The organism is Actinomycetospora corticicola (genome assembly GCF_013409505.1).
Lineage (GTDB): Bacteria > Actinomycetota > Actinomycetes > Mycobacteriales > Pseudonocardiaceae > Actinomycetospora > Actinomycetospora corticicola.
The window spans coordinates 486,334-504,197 of record NZ_JACCBN010000001.1 but is presented as its reverse complement, the minus strand read 5'-3'; the positions used below and the strand labels follow the sequence as shown (position 1 = coordinate 504,197).

Below are 17,864 nucleotides of genomic sequence, written 5' to 3'. Positions count from 1 at the left end.
AGAGCCATCCTGAGTGGCCCGTTCGTGTTCGTGATGTCCGATTCGCCCGTTGACGGCGACGGTCGGACATGTCGAAGATGGTCTAGTGTCCCCCGAACGAACGAATGCGGCGTCGCAGATGACGCTGGGTGACTCGCTGCCGACCGGTGTCCCGCGGGTGTCGGTCGTCGTGCCGCTCTACCAGAAGGAGCAGTACATCGGGCGCACGGTGGCGAGCGTGCTGCGCCAGACGTTCGGGGACTTCGAGCTCGTCGTGCTCGACAACGCCTGCACCGACGCCTCGGCCGACATCGTGCGCTCCTTCCGCGACGACCGTGTGCGGCTGGTCCGCAACGACGCGACGGTGCCCGCCCCGGAGAACTTCGACCGCGCCGTCCGGCTGGCCCGCGCGCCCCTGGTCAAGGTCCTCATGGCCGACGACCTGCTCGCCCCGACCCTGCTCGCCCGCCAGGTCGCCCTCATGGACGCCGACCCGTCACTCGCCCTCGTGTCCTGCCGCCACGACCTCGTGGACGACGACGACCGGGTGGTGGTCCGCGGCCGCGCCCTGAGCGCCCCGGACCTGCTCGGGGCCCGCGACGGGACCACGGTGCTGCGCCGGATCGTGCGCCACCGCGGCAACCCGATCGGGGCGCCGGGCAACATGCTCTTCCGTCGGGCCGCCTACGACGCCTGCGGCGGCTTCCCCGCCGACACCTACGTGCTCGACGTCGGGCTCGCGGCGCGGCTGGTGACGCAGGGCGGCTTCTACGGCATGCCCGAGAGCCTGTCGGGCTTCCGGCTCGCCACCGGCTCGTTGACCTCCTCGCACCGGCGGGCGAACACCGCGACGCAGCACGCCTTCCTCCGGCGGCTGCGCCACGAGCACCGCGCGGTGCTGCGCCGCCGCGACGTCGCCCTCGGGCTGGCCCGTGAGCCGCTGACGTGGCTGCGGTCCCAGCTCATCGCCGCTGCCTCGACCGACCCCGCCTCCCGGCGCCACCGCGTCGCGTCGGCGGCGCTCGGACGGCGACCGGGTCAGCGCGGGGTGGCGAATACGACGATGTTGTCGCGGTAGTTCAGCGTCCCGTCGTCGAAGGGCCCGCCGCAGGTCATGAGCCGCAGTGTGGGCTGCGTGGTCGGCCCGTAGACCCGCTCCGTGGGCAGCGCGTCCTTGGCGAACGTCTCCACGGAGTCCACGCCGAAGCGAGCGGTGCCCCCGTCGGAGCGCCCGACCTCGATGACGTCGCCCGGCTTCAGGTCGTCCAGTGCGCCGAACACCGCCGGGCCGCGCCGGGTGTCGACGTGCCCGACCATGACCGACGACCCCGGGTCGCCCGGCACCGCGGACGAGCTGAACCAGCCGACCTTCGAGAAGTCGGTGGGCACCTGCAGCGCCCCGCGGTAGTCCACACGCAGGTCGACCGGGTCGTCCACGTCCAGGTCGATGGCCGGGATGGACAACGACGTCGGGTGCGGCCCGCCGGGCGGCGGTGCGGTGGCGATCGCGAGCGGCATCTTCACCGCGGCGGGCACGCCCTCGGTCGGGTCGTCGCCGAACCAGCCGGAGACGGTGTCCCAGATGCCCCCGGCGGCGAGGCCGGAGTGGCTGAGGCCGCCGAGCCCGGCGCCGATCCCGCCCGCCGGTGGCGTGGGCGCCTTCGGGGCCGGCGGTGCCGCCGACGTGGTCTCCGCGCTCGAGGGCTGCGGCGGCGCCGGGGTGCCGGGTGCCACCGGCGGGACCGAGGACTCGGCCGTCCTGGGGGCCTGGCTCGGCGCCGCAGCGGGTGCGCCCGGGGCCGGGGCGGGCGTGGCGGCCGACGAGGCGGCGTCGGCCACGAGCTGGGTGGCGAGCCCCCCGTCGGCGCCGCGGGTGACGACGAGCGTGGCCACGGAGGTGCTGGTCACGGGCACCTCGACCGACGAGTTCTTCCCGCTGCGGCTCGTCACCTCCAGCCGCCACGGCTTCGCCGGGACGGTCGCGTACGGGGTGGCGGAGCCGTAGAACAGGGTGCGGGCCAGCGGCACCGGCGGGCTGTCCCCCTCGGGATCGGTGCCCGTGACGTCCACCGGACCGACCTCGGCCGCGGCCTGCACGATCCGCAGCGCCCCCGACCCCGCCGGGGCGGGCGCCGTCTCGTCGTCGAGCACCTGCGCCTGGGTGGCGCCGTCCGGTCCGATGTCGACGAAGGTCGCCGTCTGCGCGGAGCCCGCCGGGACGTCCACAGCCACGTCGAACAGCGTCGGCGCGCTCGCCGGGGCACCCGCCGGGCGCCCCTGGATGCGGTAGGTGCCTGCGGGCTCGGTCAGGTAGGGGCTCACCGTCCGGTAGGAGACCCCGCCCGCCACCTTGGTCAGCGGCAGGTCCGGTCCCTCGGCGTACATGTCGACGGCGGGGGTGTTCGGGGAGAGGTGCGCGAGGCGCAGCATCCCTGAACCGGGGTCGGCCGTGGCCTCGCGGACGCCGACGATGCCCACGGCACCGACCACGACCACCAGGGCCGCGGCGCCGCCCACCAGCCACGACACCCGTCGTCGGGAACGGGAACGCTCTGCCATACCGTCCCAGTACCCCGGTCGGGCGTCACCCATACAGCGGCAGTGCTGGTCGCTCGGAGTGGACCCCGCTCAGTCGAACGTCCGGCCCCACAGCTGACGCCGTGAGGTCACGCCGAGCTTCGCGAAGACGTTGCCCAGGTGGTAGCTGATGGCCTTCGGCGTGACGTAGAGCGCGGCCGCCACTTCGCGGCTGGTGAGGCCCTGCGCGACGAGGCGGACCACCTCGCGCTCGCGCGGCGTGAGCGACGAGTGCTCGGACATCGACTCGTCGAGCACCGACGCCTCGGCGGACGCCGCCGGCAGGGTGTCCGGCACGGTGCGCGTCCCGGCGCGCATCTCGATCGGCCCGGTGGGGGTGTGCGGCTCGGGCACCGTCGGCGCGGGCGGGGCCGTCGACGTCACGCCCGGGACGCCGAGGTCGATCTCGGCGTCCACCCGCGCCACCCAGGACGCCGCCCCGAGGGCGGCGAAGCCCCGGCGCGCGGCCGTCAGGTGCTCCGGGGCGCTGCTCCAGCCCTGGCGTCGGGCCAGGCGGCCGGCGGCGGCGTGCAGGGCCGCGACCTCGATCGGGCACTCCGCCGCGTCGGAGGCCCGCGCCGCCGCGAGCTCGAGGCCCGCCCGGAAGTAGCCGCGTGCGGCCGCGGCGTCGCCGCTGCGGTCGGCGAGGCGCCCGAGCAGGCGGTGGCGGGTCAGCTGGAACCACAGCGGCGTCCCGGCGGCCGGGAGACCCTGCAGCACCGCGCCCGCCGTCGCGGGCCGGTCGGCGTCGATCGCGACCTCCGCGAGCAGCACCCGCCAGAGCGCCAGCGGTGAGGCCTCGAGGGCGGGCACCGGGCCGTCCGCGAGATCGGAGAGCACGCGGTAGGCGCGGGCGGCGTCCCCGCGGATCTGGGCGACGAAGGCCTCGGCGAGGTCGCGGGTGAAGGCGCCGAGGGCGTTCGGGCCGGGGTGGCCGTCCCGGAGCCCGTCGAGGTCGGCCTCGGCGTCGCCGATCCCGCCGCGGGCCGCCCGCACCACCGACCACATGCCGCGGGCCGCGGGGGCGATCCAGGCGCTGCCGGCCTCGCGGGAGGCGGTGGCGCCGACGCGGGCCTCGGCCTCCGCCTCGTCCCACCGGCCGGTGCGGAAGGCCGCCTCGGCGAGGAAGAGGTGGACCAGCCGACCCATCGTGGTGGCCGACCCGGCCCGGATGCGGTCCAGGCCCTGGTGCAGGCGCCGGTAGGCCGCGGCCGGGTCGCCCGCGGCGAGGTGCAGCCGTCCGCAGATGACGAAGAGGTCGGGGCCGTACACGCCGTCGAGGCGGTCGCCGAGCACGTCGAGCGCGGTGTCCGGGCCCCAGCGCAGGGCGCTGCCGACGACCTCCAGGGCGCGCGCCCCCTCGGTGAGGCCCGGATCGTCGGTGAGCGCGCCGACCCGCGCCGCCACCTCCACGGCGCGGGTGCCGCGGCCGTGGAGCACGTGGTGGGCGCCGAGCTTCAGCGCGGCGAGCGCGCGCACCGGCGCGTCGGCCTCCTCGTCGGCGAGGGCGGCCGCGAGCGGGACGTGCGCGTCGGGGTCGCCGGTCTCGAACGCGAGCGTGCCGAGCGCGAGATCCCGGGCCCCGCAGGGGCGGGCGCCCCGCAGCGCGGCCTCGATCCCGCGCAGTCGGGCCAGGCTGCCCGCGAGCACCAGCCGGACGGCCGCGTCGAGGAGGAGCGCCTCGCGGTCCACCCCGCTGCCCGCGAGCTCGGCGCCCCACAGCAGGAGGGTGGCGGCCTCCTCGGGGTCGTTCTCGGCCGCGGCCGCGGTGACCACGGCGTCGGCGACCTCCTCCGACGGCGAGCCCGCGGCGCTGGCCACGGCGTGCGCGAACCCGGCGCGGCCCCCGGTCGCCGCGGCGGCGGTGCAGTGCAGCGCGGCGGCGGTCTCCGGGGCGAGACCGCGGTAGACCGCGTCCCGGATCAGGCGGTGCGGGAACCGCAGCTCGACGCGCGGCCCCCGGCTCGTGGCGACGACGAGACCGGCGGCCGCCGCCTCGGCCGCGGCGGTCGGCGGCGTGCTCCCGGGGGCGACGGCGGCCACCCGTTCCAGCAGCGCGACCGGGGCGGGCCCGCCGAGCACGGCGAGTGCGGCGACCAGGTCACGGGTGGCCGGGGCGAGGGCCGTGACGGCCTCGCCGACCCTCACAGCGAGGGTGCGCCGCCCGGGGAAGGGCTGGGTACCGGCCAGGACCGCGTCCGGCAGGGTGCGCAGGAGGAGGGCGAGGTGCACCGGGTGTCCTCCGGTGGCCGCGACCAGGTGGGCCGCCACCCCCGGCCCGGGCGCGGGTGCGGCGGGGCGGCGGGTCGCGACGAAGGCCGCGACCGACGCCGTGTCCAGGCCACCGACGACGACGGTGCGCACCTCGGTCGGCACCCCCGCCGTCGCGGTGCCGTCGGGGCCGGCGCCCGACCCGCCGTCGACGAACAACCGGGGCCACCACGCACGGCCCCGTACGGCGAGTCGCGTCGGCTCCGTGGCCGTGGCGAGGACCAACACGCCGCCCCCGTGCAACCGGCGGAGCAGGTCGGCCAGGACGGTCGCCGACGCCGGGTCGACGTGGTGCAGGTCGTGCAGGGCGAGGACGACCGGCCGCCGCGGCCCCGCGGCCCGGCGCACGGCCGCCAGGACGTCGTGCAGGGCCAGCGCGGACCGCGCCGACGTGGGCCGCTCGGGTGCCCCGACGTCGTCGAGGGCCCGCGCGAGGAGCTCGGTGGTGGCGTGGGCGACGGGCGCGCCGACGGGCTCGGGGGCCGCGACCCGCACGACGACGGGGCCGTCCGGGCCCTCCGTGACCTGGTCGCAGAAGGCGTCGACGAGCGTCGTCGTGCCGATGCCGGACTCACCCGTGAGCAGGAGCCGGGCGGCACGTCCGCGACGGACCCGGTCGAGGACCTCGTGCAGCCGCGCGATCTGGGGACCACGTCCGACCGGGGGCGGGGAGTGCACGATCGGGGGAAGCGGTGACACCCCGTGCCCGCTCACCGTCGTCGACACCCCGGACCCCCTCAGCACTCTGCGTACTGTCGTCCACCCGATCGAACGATGCTCCAATTGGATCAGACCTGGCATCGGAGATCCAGCGGCCGCATCGTGTAGCCACCTCTCACTCTAACGGCCGCATACCGCCCGTTCACCGCCACGGGTGAGTGATCTGTTTGGTCGAGACCTAGGAAGAGTTCCCAGGGTCCTCAGCCGTTCGATCGCGCACGATCGACCAGGTCGGTAGCGGTGAGTGATCAGCGCAGGGGAGGCACGGTAGGCATGGCCGGTGTCCGCGGGACCGTTCGGTCCACGAGGCCCGCGTCCGGACGGGCCAGTGTGAGCAGTGCCTCGCACCCCGTCGTGCTCCGAGACCTCCCGGGTCCTCGCGTCGTCGGCCCCGAGGGTCCCCTCGACGCCCCGGTCGCCCGTCCGCTCCTGGGTGTCCGGCGGGCCGGTGGCATCCAGGCCTGGATGCTCGTCCTCCCCCTCGACGCCGTCCTGACCGCCGCCCCGATGCTCTGGAGCCCCCACTTCTGGAAGGCGTTCGCCGCCCTCTCGGTGATCACGGTCGCCCTCGTCTGCGGCGGGGGCCGCTACCGGGCCCGGCTGCACCTCTCGGTGCTCGACGAGCTCCCCGGCCTCCTCGGCCGCCTGCTGGTCGCCATCGCGCTCGTGGCCGCCGTGTTCGCGGTGCGTCACGACAACGTGGGCGTCACCGAGTTCGTCCTCGCCTCCCTCGCGTCCGTCGGGCTCGTCGTCGCCGGACGGGCGCTGTCCACGGCCGTCGTGCTCACCGCGCGCCGGCGCCGGATCGTCGCCCACCGCACCGTGCTGATCGGCGGCGGGGCGCTGAGCGGCGACGTCGCCACCCTCCTCGACCGCTACTCCCGCTACGGGCTCACCGTCGCCGGCTACGTCGACACCGTGCCGGGCCCGGCGTCGGCCTCCGTGCCCTGGCTGGGCACCCTCGACGACCTGGACCGCCTCGTCGACGACCTCCGGGCCGACGTGCTGCTGGTCGGCGACGGCGCCTTCGACGAGATGGAGCTGCTCGACCGCGTGCGCACCCCCGCCACGCGCGGCTGCGACCTGCTCGTCGTGCCCCGCCTGCACGCGTTCGCCACCGCCACCGGGGCCGGTGACCACATCGGGTCGCTTCCGGTCATGCGGATCCGCACCCCCGCGCTCGACGGGCCCGCGCGGGCGCTCAAGCGCGCGGTCGACGTGGTGGCCTCGTCGCTGGCGCTGCTGCTGCTGTCCCCCGTGCTCCTGGCCTGCGCGCTCGCCGTCCGCCTCGAGGGCGGCCCGGGCATCCTGTTCCGTCAGGTCCGCGTCGGCCGTGACGGGCGGCGCTTCGAGTGCCTGAAGTTCCGTTCGATGCGTCCGGCCACCAGCGCCGAGGGCGACACCCGCTGGTCGATCGCCCACGACGACCGCGTCGGCCCGGTCGGTCGCGTGCTCCGGGCGACGTCGCTCGACGAGCTGCCCCAGCTGGTCAACATCCTGCGCGGCGAGATGACGATCGTCGGGCCGCGCCCCGAGCGTCCGCACTTCGTGGAGCAGTTCTCCGCCGAGCACCCGCGCTACGGTCACCGGCACCGCGTGCCCGCGGGACTCACGGGGCTCGCGCAGGTCTCCGGCCTGCGCGGCGACACCCCGATCTCCGACCGGGCGCGCTTCGACAACTACTACATCGAGAACTGGTCACTGTGGCTCGACGTGAAGGTGCTGCTCCGCACCGTCTCCGAGGTGCTCTTCGCCAAGGGGCGGTGACCCCCTTCCCCGCGCTGTCCCGACGACGGGTGCTGACGACGACGATGGCCGCGGGCGCGGCCGTCGTCGGGACCGCGGCCTGTGCCTCGCTCGTCGGCTCCCGGCCGACGGGGCCCCCCGCCGCCGATCCCGACCTGCCGCGCCCGACCGGCGCCCCCCTGCGCCGCGGCACCGTGCATGACGTGCGCGCGGCGGGCGCGACCGGGGACGGCGTCACCGACGACGCGGCCGCGTTCGCCCGGGCGCTGGCGGCGGCCGGGCCGGGCGACACCGTGTTCGTCCCGGCCGGGACCTACCACCTGGTGCTGCCGCAGCCGCTGACCGTGTCGACGGGCGTGCTGTTCGCCGGCGAGCCCGGCCGGTCGGTGCTGCGGATGACGCCGCGGGCGACCGCGGCCATCGTCGTGGGCGGCGCCGACTGCGGGCTCGACGGGCTCGAGCTGGCCCGGGCGGGCGACGTGGAGACCGTGCTGCTGCGGGTGGGGCAGGTCGACCGGCTCACGCTGTCGCGGCTGGTGTTCTCCGGCGCGGCGGACGTGTGGGAGTCGTTCTGCCACGGCATCCAGCTCGGCGTCGCCGGGGACACCTCGACGGCGCTGGTGCTGCGCGACTCGCTGCTGCACCGGCTCACCTACGGGCTCTACCAGGCCAACGACTCGCCCGCCGTCACGACGGGGGTCGAGGTCGCGGGCTGCACGTTCGCGCGGAACGCCAACACCGACCTGGAGTTCAACAGCCCGAGCGGCTCGTTCCGCCGCGTGCGGGTGCACGACAACACCTTCCGGGACAACGACTCCCCCGGTTTCGCGGTGGGGATCGCCTACTGCGCCGACGTCACGGTCACCCGGTGCTCGATGACGAACTACCGGATGGAGGCCGTGCACGTCGAGGACTGGTCCTCCGACGTCGCGGTCACCGACAACCGGATGACCGCCTGCGGGCTCTCCGAGTTCGCGTTCGTCCAGGTCATCCAGGGCTGCACCCGCGTGGTGGTGCGCGGCAACACCTTCGACGCCACCGCGAACACCTCCGACATCGCCGTGGTGAACGCCCTCGCGGGCGGCCGGGGGGACACCGCCGGCGGCCGACCGGTGGTGCCGCCGACCGCGGTGACGGTCACCGGCAACGAGTTCCGGCTCTCCACGGACGTCGTCGCCGTCGCCTTCCGCGGCGTCGACGGCGGCTCGATCACCGGCAATCGGGTCGCCGGGCTGTCCCTGGACGACGCCCTGGTCCTCGACGGCGCCACCCGGATCGCGGTCGGGTCGAACGCCGCCGACTGAGCCGCGACCCGGTGTCCGCGTCGAGCCGGGTTCAGCGCAGGGCGCGAGCCGCGGCGGCGAGCACGTCGTCGGCGCTGCGCTTGGGCGACGCGGCGTCCGCGGGGACCTCGTCGGTCCAGCCGGTCCAGGCCCGGCGCGCCGCCTCGAGCCCGCCGAGCACTCCCCCGACGTCGGGCTCCACCACCCAGGCGCCGTCGACGTCGGCGAGGTTCTCCGCGATCCCGGCCCGCGCCGACACGACCACCTGCAGGCCCGCGACCTGCGCCTCCAGGGCGGTGAACCCGTAGACCTCCTCGGTCGAGGGCAGCACCAGGGTCTGCGCGCGGGCGAGCACCTCCACGACGCCGGACTCCTCGAGGAACCCCAGGAAGCGCACCCGGTCGGCCACCCCGAGGGCGCGGGCCTGCTCCTCCAGGGCGTCCCGGTCGACCCCGTCCCCGGCGACGTCGAGGGTCGGCGTGCCGTCGAGGCGCGCGAAGGCGTCGAGCAGCGTGTGCACGTTCTTGCGCGGGATGAGCTGGCCGATCACCGCGAACCGGTGGTGGGCCGCGCCCGGGCCGCGCCCCTCCCCCGCGGCGGCGCGCAGCTCGCGCGGCCGGGTGCCGAAGGCCTCCAGGTCGATCGAGTTGACCGACTCGACGATGCGGTCGCGGGCCACGCCCGTGTGCAGGGCGGCGTCGCGGGCGGACGGCCCGGGGACCACCACCGCGCCGGCCCGGGTGAACAGCCGGCGGCGCAGCCACGCGACCGGACCGCGGTCGAACTGCCGGGAGTCCAGCGTCGACTCCGAGAAGATCACGTACGGCACCCCGCGGCGGTGGGCCCGCAGCATCGTCCAGGCGCTCGCCACCTGCGCCCAGGTCGGGATCACGACGACCTCGGCCGCGTCGAGCACCCGTCGGGTCACCCCGGGCCGCAGCGCCGCCTGGTAGGAGTCCAGACGGCGGGCCACGGGGCGCGGCAGCGGGATCGGCACCGCGGGGAGCACCCCCGACCGGTACCCGGGGTGCGGTCGGAAGCGGAAGTGCCGCTCGGGCTCCTCGGCGAACAGGAAGTGCACCCGGAAGTCACACCGGGCGGCGAGCTCGCAGAACAGGGGTTCGCGGTACGGCGCCTGGGCGTCCGTGAGCCACGCGATCTTCATGCCCGTGTCCCCGTCGTCGTGACCTACGGTGTCCGCCACACGGGTGATTATGGTTCAACCGGGCGACAGGGACAGCGGGATGTGGCACACGTGGCTGTGATGGCACGCGAAGCGGACGGAGCGTCACCGTCCGCATACGGACGGATCGCCGTCCTGGAGCTCGACCCGCTCGGGCACCGGCTGCGCTACGTCCGCCTCCTGCTCACCGCGGCCCCCGACGCCGGGCTCCCGCTGCTCCTCGTCCCGGCGGCCGTGCGGTCCTCCCCCGAGTTCGCCGAGCACCTCGCCGACGTGGCGGCCGAGGTGGTCGAGGTCCCCGGCGACCGGTCCGCCGCAGTGCGGGCGGCGGTGGCGACGGCCGCCGCGGCCGGCGCCCGCCTCGTCGTCCCCGACGGCGACAAGAACGTCGCCCCCCTCCTCGTCGCCCTGGCCCGCGCCGGCCGCGCCGCGCGCCCCGGGGTGTCGCTGCTGCTCATGCGCACCGTGCTGCCGGGCGGCTCCGAGCGCACCACCCCCGGCATGGCCGTCAAGCCGCCCCTGGCCGCGCTGCTGGCGCGGCTGCCCGGGGTGCGGGTGCGCTTCCTGACCGACGCCTTCGGCGTGGTCGTCCGTCGACGCGGCTTCCCCGGGATCGAGCCGGTCCGCGACCCGGTCGCCGTCCCCGACGACGGGCCCCGGGCACCCCGGGACCCCGACGCCCCTTTCCGGCTCGGCGTGTTCGGCGTGATCAGCGCCCGCAAGAACGTGCCGCTGCTGCTGGCCGCCCTCGAGCGGGTGCCCGACGTGCACCTGGTGCTCGCCGGACGCTGCGACGCGGACGTCGCCGCGGCGCTCACCGCGTCCTCCCTCTCCGCGCAGGGGCGGCTGCACGTCGACGACCGCCTGCTCTCCGAGGCCGAGTTCGACGCCGCGATCGCGGGGGTCGACGCCGTGGCGGTGCTGCACGACAACGACGCCCCGAGCGGGATCGTGGCCGAGGCCGCCGCCCGCGGGGTCCCCGTGCTCGGCCCGGCCCGCGGGTGGGCGTCGAGCATGGTCACCGGCACGGGGATCGGCGAGGTCGCCGAGGTGTCGGGGCCGGACGCGGTGGACGGCGTGGCGGACGCCGTGCGCCGCCTCCGGGCCGCCCATCCCCGCCGGGCGACCGCTGCCCGACGGGCCCGGGCCCGGTTGGGCACCGAGGACTTCGTCCGGGGACTGCTCGGCGACGTGTTGTGACCACTACCCCGCGACCGTAGGCGTTTCTTCACCCGTTCGTTAGGCTGATCGGCGGAAGATGACCTGTCGTGTCCGCCAGGGGGAGGTGACGACGAGTGACCACGGTGTCCGACGGCCCCGCACCCGTCGTCCGGAAGACCCGGGGTAGCGCGACCACCCCGCGCGTCCCCGCGGCGGTCCCCGCCGGACTGCTCCTCCTCTCGCTGCCCCTGCTCCGGCCGGGCACGCTCGGGGAGTACACGGCCCTCGTCGGGTGCGGGCTCGCGCTCGCCGCCGGCGTGGCCGCGATGCTGCGCCGGGAGTTCGCCCCGACGCGTCCGTCGCGGGCGGTCTCGGCGCTCCTGGCGCTCGTCGTCGCGGCGTACGTCTGGCTGGTCCTGCACTCGGTGTGGGTCGACGACCTCCTGCGGATCCGGAGCCAGTTCCAGGACTTCGTGCTCACGGTGGGATCGCTGGTCGCGGCCGTGCTCGTCTTCTCCGACCCGCGGACGCGGCTCGCCGTCGGGCGCGGCTTCGTGGTGGTCCTCTGTCTCGTCGGGGCGTCCTGGCTGGTCACGGCGCTGTGGTGGGCCGTGATGGGCGTGGGCACCGGGCAGATCGGGATGATCCCGGTCGGCACCGTCGGTCCGCAGCCGGTCTACCTGCCCTTCACCGTCAGCTACTCGACCTCGGCGGTGTTCGGCACCGACGTGCCCCGGCTGACCGGGATCGGCCGGGAATCGGGCTGGATGGCCATGTACTGCGCGGCGGGCTGGTTCCTCGCGCAGGCCGTGGGCTACCGGTCGTGGGTGGTCAAGGGACTGATCCTCGCCGGCCTGGTCGGGACGCTGTCCACGGCCGGGTTCGGCGTCTTCGTGGTCGTCCTGGCCGTCGAGGCGTTCCTGCTCCCGCGCGGCGGGATCGGGCTCGGCGGGTTCCTGCGTCAGGTCGGGGGCCTCGGCGCCATCGGTGGGGCGGCCTGGGTCGCGCTCTACGCCCCGGTCCTGGGCCTGCAGGCCAAGCAGACGTCGAACGAGACCTCGCTCGACGAGCGCTCCGACGCCACCGCCGCCGGCGTCCGCGCCATCACCACGAAGCCCTGGGGCGGTCAGGGCACCGAGAAGCAGGCCGGGATCAACCTGATCTCCGACATCGCCGTCAACGGGCTGCCGTTCGTCCTGCTCGTCACCGCGGCCCTGCTGGTGCCGCTGCTGCTCGTGCGGCCCGCCCCCGGCGTGCGCGGCCGGGCGGCACCCGTCGCGTTCGTCGTGTTCGCCACCCTCCTGCTGTCCCAGCCCGCCGCCGCGTCGACGTGGGTGTTCGTCCTCGTCGCCCTGGCGCTCGCCTGCGACGACCTGACCGAGACCGAGCGCCACGCGCCCGGCGCTCTCCTGCCCCGCCGGCTCCAACGCCGGCTCGGAATCCGCGAGACCAGTGGAGCCCCATCGTGAACGTGCGCGAGTACTGGACCGTGCTGCGTGAGGACCGCCTGCTGATCGGCGGCATCGTCGTCGTCTGCGTGGCGATCGCCGCCGCCGTGGCACTGCTGCTGCCGCGCACCTACACCTCGAACGCCGTGTTCTACGTGGCCGCGCAGCAGACCGCGTCGAGCTCGACCGAGTCCTACCAGGGCGCGCAGCTCTCCACCGAGCGCGTGAAGTCCTACACCGAGCTGATCACCGGCCCCCGCGTGGCGGCCGACGCCTCGGCGCTGCTCGGGGGCACCCCGACCGCGGACGAGATCCAGAACTCGATCAGCGCGGACGCGGTGGCCGAGACCGTGGTGCTCAACGTCGGCGTCACCCGGCCGACCCCGGAGGACGCCCAGCTCGTGGGCACCGCCGTGACCACGGCGTTCACCCGCCTCGTGAACAGCATCGAGTCCACCGGGCAGGCCGTGAACCGGCCCGTCGTGTCGACCGAGCTGATCTACCCGCCGACCATGCCGATCTACCCCGCCGGCCCCGGCACGACGATGCTGCTCGCCGCCGGCCTGCTCGCGGGCGTGGTCCTCGGGGTCGGGGCGGCGCTCGGACGCCGCGCCCTGCGCCGCGCGGTGGACTCCGCGGAGATGCTCGCCGAGGGGCTCGACACCCCGCTGCTGGCCGCGGTGCCCGCGCTCGCCCGTCGTCCGGAACGTCCCGCCCTCCTGGGCGAGCCGGTCGCCGGCCGCCGCGGTCGCGCCGCCGCGCAGGCCCGCGACCGGGCCGCCGCCGTGCGTCGCCTGCGCACCGCCGTGGTGGCGGGCGCGGGCGACCGGCGGTGTCTGGTGGTCACGGGCGTCCGGTCCGAGCAGGGCACGACCACGGTCGCGGTCGACCTCGCCGTCGCGCTCGCCCTCGCCGGCGAGTCGGTCGTCCTGGTGGACGCCGACCTGCAGCGCCCCGCGGTGGCCACCGCGCTGCGCCTGCCGGAGGAGCCCGGTCTCGCCGACGCGCTGCGCGCGAAGGGGTCCTCGGGCGGCGTCGTCGGGGTGCAGCGGTTCCCCGCCGGCTCGTTCGACGTGCTCACCGCCGGCTCCGCCGTGGAGCGGCCGGGCGAGGTGTGGGGGTCGCCCGCCGGTGCCGCGGTGCTCACCGCGCTGCGCTCGACCTACTCGTGGGTCCTGCTCGACGCCGAGCCGCTGAGCGGGAGCCCCGCCGCGCTGGACCTGGCGCGGCTGGCCGACGGCGTGGTCGTGGTCGCCCGTCGCGGCTCCGCCCGCCCGGAGGACCTCGACGCCGCGGCCGCCGGGCTGCGCACCGTCGACGCCACGGCGATCGGTGCCGTGTTCACCTTCGCCGTGGACGTCCCGGAGGCCCCGGTCGAGACCCGCAAGGCCCTCCCGGCCGGTCGGAAGCGGTCCGCGGCCGAGCCGGCCCGACCGGTGACCCCGCCCGCGGCCCCGGCGTCCCCGGCCGCGCCCGAGCCGGTCGCTGCGTCCGCCCCGGTCGCCACCGCCCCGGTCGCCTCCGAGCCCGAGGCCGCCAAGCCCGAGGCCGCCAAGCCCGTCGCTGCGTCCGCCCCCGTCGCCACTGAGCCGGTCGCCGCCGCCCCGGTCGCCGCCGAGCCGGTCGCCTCCGAGCCGGTCGCTGCCGAGCCCGCCACCGCGAAGCGCGCCACCCCGATCGAGGACCAGCCCACCTCGTCCGTCGCGCCGGCAGAGCCCGAGCCGGCTGCCGCCGAGCCCGAGCTCGCACCCGTCGTCGGGAACGCTGAGCTCGCCGCGCCCGAGCCCGCAGCCCCGCTGGCCCGGACCGCGGAGCCGGGCGAGGTCACCGGACGCATCCCGGCGCGCGGTCCCGCGCAGCCCGTGGTGCCGGCCGCCCGCACCGGGTCCGAGCCGGTCCCGGCCGTGGCTCCCCCGTCGGCCCCTGCCGCCGCGGAGCCCGCGAGCTCCGAGCCGACCGCACCCGCCGTCGGGAACGGATCCGCGCCCCGGCGACGGGGACACCGGCGGGTGACGTCCTCGTGGTCGGAGCCGACGGTCGCCCCGGAGCCCGCTGCGGAGGACGTCGAGTCGCGGTCCAACGGCCATGCGGGCCCGCGGTCCAACGGCTCGGTCCCCGGCGCGAACGGCACCGGGACCAACGGCAGCGCCTCGAACGGCACCGGGACCAACGGTCACGGCCCGCACGCCCGGCGGCGTCGTCGTGCGGTGCGACCGACCCCGACGTCGTCCTGAGGCCCTCCCGCGCAGGTCGTCCGAGCCGATCCGGCTCGGACGACCCACCGCAGGTCAGGACGCCTCGGACCCCTCCACCGACGCGCCCGGGGGCGACACGGCCATCACGCCGTCGCGACGAGCCCGGCGGGCCGCCAGCCCGAGGATCCCGAAGATCACGAGCTGGCTGACGACGTAGCCGACGGCGGCCCACACGGCACCGCCGAACAGGGCGAACACGAACGTCGCGACCAGGCCGACCCCCAGGCCGATCGCGATCCCCACCGCGACCACCTGCGGCCGCCCCCGGTTCTGCAGGATCACCGCGAACGGCTGGTTGAGCGTCACGATCACGGCGCCCACGGCGAGGACGGCGAAGACGGTGCCGGAGCTCGCGTACTGCTCACCGAGCAGCAGCGGGATCAACGGCGGGCCGACGACCGCGAGCAGCAGCGGCGCGACGCACAGCGCCACGCTGACCCGGAGCACCCGCCGCTCCTCGACCCGCAGGGCCGCGGGGTCGGTGCCTGCCCGCGCCAGCCAGGGTCCGGCGACCAGGCCGATGGAGTTCGCGAGGAAGTTCAACGGCCCGATGAGCCGACCGCCGGCGGCGTAGAGACCGCCCTCGTAGGCGCCGCCACCCGCCGTCGCGAGCGGGGTGTCGAGTTGTTGGGCGGAGACCGCGAGGGTGGCGAGCCCGAACCCGACGGACTCGCGGTGTGCGGCGACGATCTCGGCGGTCGCACCCCGCCGACGTCCGTCACCCCGGCCCAGGAAGACCCGGTCGAGGATCGCCTCGAGGACGAACGACGCCGGAATGGCGGCCGCGAGCGCGATGGTCCCGGCGCCGACGAACGCCAGGACGGCGACCACGACGAGTCCGCCGACCCGCCCGAGGATCTGTCCCGTCGAGGCCTGGGCGAACCGCTCCTGCGCGCGCAGCAGACCGTTCGCGTTCTGCGCCTCCCACACCCCCGCGCCGACGAACGTCAACAGCAGGCCGGCGACGGGGTCCGGCGCCAGCAGCAGGCTCGACCCGCCCCCGACGACGAGCAGCACCGCGAGCGCCCAGGGGCGCTTGGCGGCCGTCAGCGCCCGGGCGTGGGCGGTGGTGACCCGTCCGGACGCCGTCTCCCGCACCAGGTAGTTGATCAGCCCGAAGTCGACGACGGTGGCCGCCACCTGACCGATGGCGGCGCACGTCGCGATCAGGCCGAGGGTGGTCGGGGGCATCGAGCGAGCACCCACCACGAAGGTCAGGCCGAGTACGACCTGACCGAGGACGAGCGCGCCCGCCACTCCCCCGACGCGCCCCAGGAAGAGCCCCAGCCCGCCCTTCATCGGGCGGCGTCGAGATCCTTCATCTCGGCCTCGACCATGATGCGGGCGAGCTGGTCGGGCATGGTCTGCGCCTTCCAGCCCAGCAACTTCTCCGCCTTCGAGGCATCACCGATCAGCGCGTCGACCTCGGTCGGGCGCAGGTAGGTCTCGTCGAACCGGACATGGGACTCCCAGTCCAGGTTCACCGCCCCGAAGCAGTACTGCACCCACTCCCGGACCGTGGTCGCGGTCCCGGTCGCCAGCACGTAGTCGTCACCCTGCTCGGCCTGCAGCATCCGCCACATGCCCTCCACGTACTCCGGGGCATAGCCCCAGTCCCGGACCGCATCCAGGTTGCCCAGGTAGACGAACTGCTCCTTGCCCTGCGCGATCCTGGCTGCCGCCCGGGCGATCTTGCGGGTCACGAACGTCTCCCCGCGCCGCGGGGACTCGTGGTTGAACAGGATCCCGTTCACCGCGAACATCCCGTGCGCCTCACGGTAGTTCCGCGCCATCCAGTACCCGTAGACCTTCGCCGCCCCGTACGGGGAGCGCGGATAGAACGGCGTCTCCTCCGACTGCGGCGGCGGCGTCGCCCCGAACATCTCCGAGCTCGACGCCTGGTAGTAGCGGGTGTCGATCCCCACCATCCGGATCGCCTCGAGCAACCGCGTCGTCCCGACCCCGGTCGTGTTCCCCGTGTACTCCGGCTCGTCGAACGACACCCGCACGTGCGACTGCGCCGCCAGGTGATAGATCTCGTCCGGCCGGACCTTCTCGATCAACGTCACCAGACGGCTCGAGTCGGTCAGATCCCCGTAATGCAACACCAGCCGCTGGTCCGGGTCGTGCGGGTCCTGGTAGAGGTGCTCGATCCGACCCGTGTTGAACGTCGAGGAACGACGGATGATCCCGTGCACCTCGTAGCCCTTCGAGAGCAGCAACTCGGTCAGGTACGACCCGTCCTGGCCGGTGATACCGGTGATCAGCGCCCGCTTCATCGAGCTCCCTCGTTCACGTAGTTGTCGAGATACCAGCGATAGGTCGAGGCCAGGCCCTCGGCCAGCCCGATCCGCGGCTTCCAGCCCGTCCCGGCGATCCGCGAGACGTCCAGCACCTTGCGCGGCGTGCCGTCCGGACGCGACGTGTCGTAGACGATCTCGCCCGTGAAGCCCACCGTCTGTGCCACCAGCGAGGCCAGCTCCGCGATCGTCACGTCCTCACCCGTGCCCACGTTGATCGGCGCCGGGTCGTCGTAGGCCTCCAGCAGATGCACGCACGCCGCCGCCAGATCGTCCACGTGCAGGAACTCACGCCGCGGCGACCCCGTCCCCCACACCGTCACCGTCGCGTCGCCGTTCACGGTGGCCTCGTGGAACTTCCGGATCAACGCCGGCAACACGTGCGAGGACTCCAGATCGAAGTTGTCCCCCGGCCCGTACAGATTCGTCGGCATCGCCGAAATCCACCGCCGGTCGTACTCCCGGCGATAGGACTGCACCCCCATGATCCCCGCGATCTTCGCGATCGCGTACGCATCATTGGTCGGCTCCAACGCCCCCGTCAGCAACGAGTCCTCCCGGATCGGCTGCTCCGCGAACTTCGGATAGATGCACGACGAGCCCAGGAACAACAACCGCTCGGTGCCCGCAGCGTGCGCCGCGTCCAACAGATTCGCCTGGATACGCAGATTGTCGTGCAGGAACTCCACCGGCCGCGCGTTGTTCGCCGCGATACCACCCACCCGTGCAGCCGCATCCACCACCACATCCGGCCGGGCCGCCGTCACGAACTCCCGCGCCGCGTCCGCATCGCGCAGATCCACCTGCGCCGACCGCGCCCCGACCACGTCCGAGAACCCCGCCGCGCCCAACGCCCGCACCACCGCCGAACCGACCAGCCCCCCGGAACCGGCCACCAGCACCCGCGCGGAACGATCCAGCTCGACCATGACCCTGAAGGT

Annotated in this window: 12 protein-coding genes; 6 read left to right on the top strand and 6 right to left on the bottom strand. The window is 75.2% G+C overall.

The genetic code is table 11. The annotated features are described in order from the left end of the window. Window positions 1-85: 85 nt before the first annotated feature. Window positions 86-1,057, top strand: coding sequence for a glycosyltransferase (locus BJ983_RS02460; RefSeq protein ID WP_179792349.1), 972 nt, complete (start codon window positions 86-88; stop codon window positions 1,055-1,057). Here BJ983_RS02460 and BJ983_RS02455 read toward each other — a convergent pair. Both BJ983_RS02455 and BJ983_RS02450 read right to left on the bottom strand, forming a co-directional pair. After that, complete coding sequence (locus BJ983_RS02455) at window positions 1,018-2,538, bottom strand: DUF4397 domain-containing protein (RefSeq protein ID WP_179792348.1); 1,521 nt, start codon at window positions 2,536-2,538, stop codon at window positions 1,018-1,020. The two genes, BJ983_RS02460 and BJ983_RS02455, sit on opposite strands and share 40 nt — an antisense overlap. 69 nt (window positions 2,539-2,607) lie before the next feature. Next, window positions 2,608-5,526, bottom strand: coding sequence for an AAA family ATPase (locus tag BJ983_RS02450; RefSeq protein WP_179792347.1), 2,919 nt, complete (start codon window positions 5,524-5,526; stop codon window positions 2,608-2,610). Between the two features lie 486 nt (window positions 5,527-6,012). Here BJ983_RS02450 and BJ983_RS02445 point away from each other — a divergent pair, with 486 nt between their 5' ends. Together BJ983_RS02445 and BJ983_RS30085 are read left to right on the top strand one after the other, a co-directional pair. Beyond that, window positions 6,013-7,314: a sugar transferase gene (locus BJ983_RS02445; protein ID WP_179792346.1), complete on the top strand. Its 1,302-nt coding sequence runs from the start codon at window positions 6,013-6,015 to the stop codon at window positions 7,312-7,314. After that, window positions 7,311-8,597 carry a glycosyl hydrolase family 28-related protein gene (locus tag BJ983_RS30085; RefSeq protein ID WP_218890064.1) on the top strand — a complete coding sequence of 429 codons (1,287 nt, stop codon included), beginning with the start codon at window positions 7,311-7,313 and terminating at the stop codon, window positions 8,595-8,597. Before BJ983_RS02445 ends, BJ983_RS30085 begins: the two co-directional genes overlap by 4 nt. 31 nt (window positions 8,598-8,628) lie before the next feature. Here BJ983_RS30085 and BJ983_RS02435 read toward each other — a convergent pair whose 3' ends face one another. Beyond that, a complete protein-coding gene (locus tag BJ983_RS02435) occupies window positions 8,629-9,780 on the bottom strand; it encodes a glycosyltransferase (protein WP_179792345.1) in 1,152 nt (383 codons plus the stop codon). A gap of 60 nt (window positions 9,781-9,840) precedes the next feature. Between BJ983_RS02435 and BJ983_RS02430 the strand changes: the two genes are divergently transcribed. The 3 genes from BJ983_RS02430 to BJ983_RS31435 all read left to right on the top strand — a co-directional run bounded on the left by BJ983_RS02430 (window position 9,841) and on the right by BJ983_RS31435 (window position 14,602). Then, a complete protein-coding gene (locus tag BJ983_RS02430) occupies window positions 9,841-10,959 on the top strand; it encodes a glycosyltransferase family protein (protein ID WP_179792344.1) in 1,119 nt (372 codons plus the stop codon). Between the two features lie 95 nt (window positions 10,960-11,054). Continuing rightward, window positions 11,055-12,389, top strand: a complete 1,335-nt coding sequence (locus BJ983_RS02425; RefSeq protein WP_179792343.1) for a hypothetical protein — start codon at window positions 11,055-11,057, stop codon at window positions 12,387-12,389. Further along, window positions 12,386-14,602 carry a Wzz/FepE/Etk N-terminal domain-containing protein gene (locus BJ983_RS31435; RefSeq protein WP_179792342.1) on the top strand — a complete coding sequence of 739 codons (2,217 nt, stop codon included), beginning with the start codon at window positions 12,386-12,388 and terminating at the stop codon, window positions 14,600-14,602. The genes BJ983_RS02425 and BJ983_RS31435 overlap by 4 nt, the downstream gene beginning before the upstream one ends. Window positions 14,603-14,656: 54 nt before the next feature. Here the strand turns inward: BJ983_RS31435 and BJ983_RS02415 are convergent, their stop codons facing one another. The 3 genes from BJ983_RS02415 to BJ983_RS02405 are packed head-to-tail and all read right to left on the bottom strand — an operon-like array spanning window position 14,657 to window position 17,852. After that, window positions 14,657-15,922: a lipopolysaccharide biosynthesis protein gene (locus BJ983_RS02415; RefSeq protein WP_179792341.1), complete on the bottom strand. Its 1,266-nt coding sequence runs from the start codon at window positions 15,920-15,922 to the stop codon at window positions 14,657-14,659. Next, a complete protein-coding gene (gene gmd, locus BJ983_RS02410) occupies window positions 15,919-16,902 on the bottom strand; it encodes a GDP-mannose 4,6-dehydratase (RefSeq protein WP_179792340.1) in 984 nt (327 codons plus the stop codon). The genes BJ983_RS02415 and gmd overlap by 4 nt, the downstream gene beginning before the upstream one ends. Continuing rightward, on the bottom strand, window positions 16,899-17,852 hold the full coding sequence (locus BJ983_RS02405; RefSeq protein WP_179792339.1) for a GDP-L-fucose synthase family protein: 954 nt from the start codon (window positions 17,850-17,852) through the stop codon (window positions 16,899-16,901). Before BJ983_RS02405 ends, gmd begins: the two co-directional genes overlap by 4 nt. Between the last annotated feature and the right edge of the window lie 12 nt (window positions 17,853-17,864).

Bases quoted from the DNA above. Each gene is read 5' to 3' on its own strand.
- BJ983_RS02455 (WP_179792348.1), bottom strand. From the start codon at position 2,538: ATGGCAGAGCGTTCCCGTTCCCGACGACGGGTGTCGTGGCTGGTGGGC.
- BJ983_RS02445 (WP_179792346.1), top strand. From the start codon at position 6,013: ATGCTCGTCCTCCCCCTCGACGCCGTCCTGACCGCCGCCCCGATGCTC.
- BJ983_RS02430 (WP_179792344.1), top strand. From the start codon at position 9,841: ATGGCACGCGAAGCGGACGGAGCGTCACCGTCCGCATACGGACGGATC.
- BJ983_RS02415 (WP_179792341.1), bottom strand. From the start codon at position 15,922: ATGAAGGGCGGGCTGGGGCTCTTCCTGGGGCGCGTCGGGGGAGTGGCG.
- gmd (WP_179792340.1), bottom strand. From the start codon at position 16,902: ATGAAGCGGGCGCTGATCACCGGTATCACCGGCCAGGACGGGTCGTAC.
- BJ983_RS02405 (WP_179792339.1), bottom strand. From the start codon at position 17,852: ATGGTCGAGCTGGATCGTTCCGCGCGGGTGCTGGTGGCCGGTTCCGGG.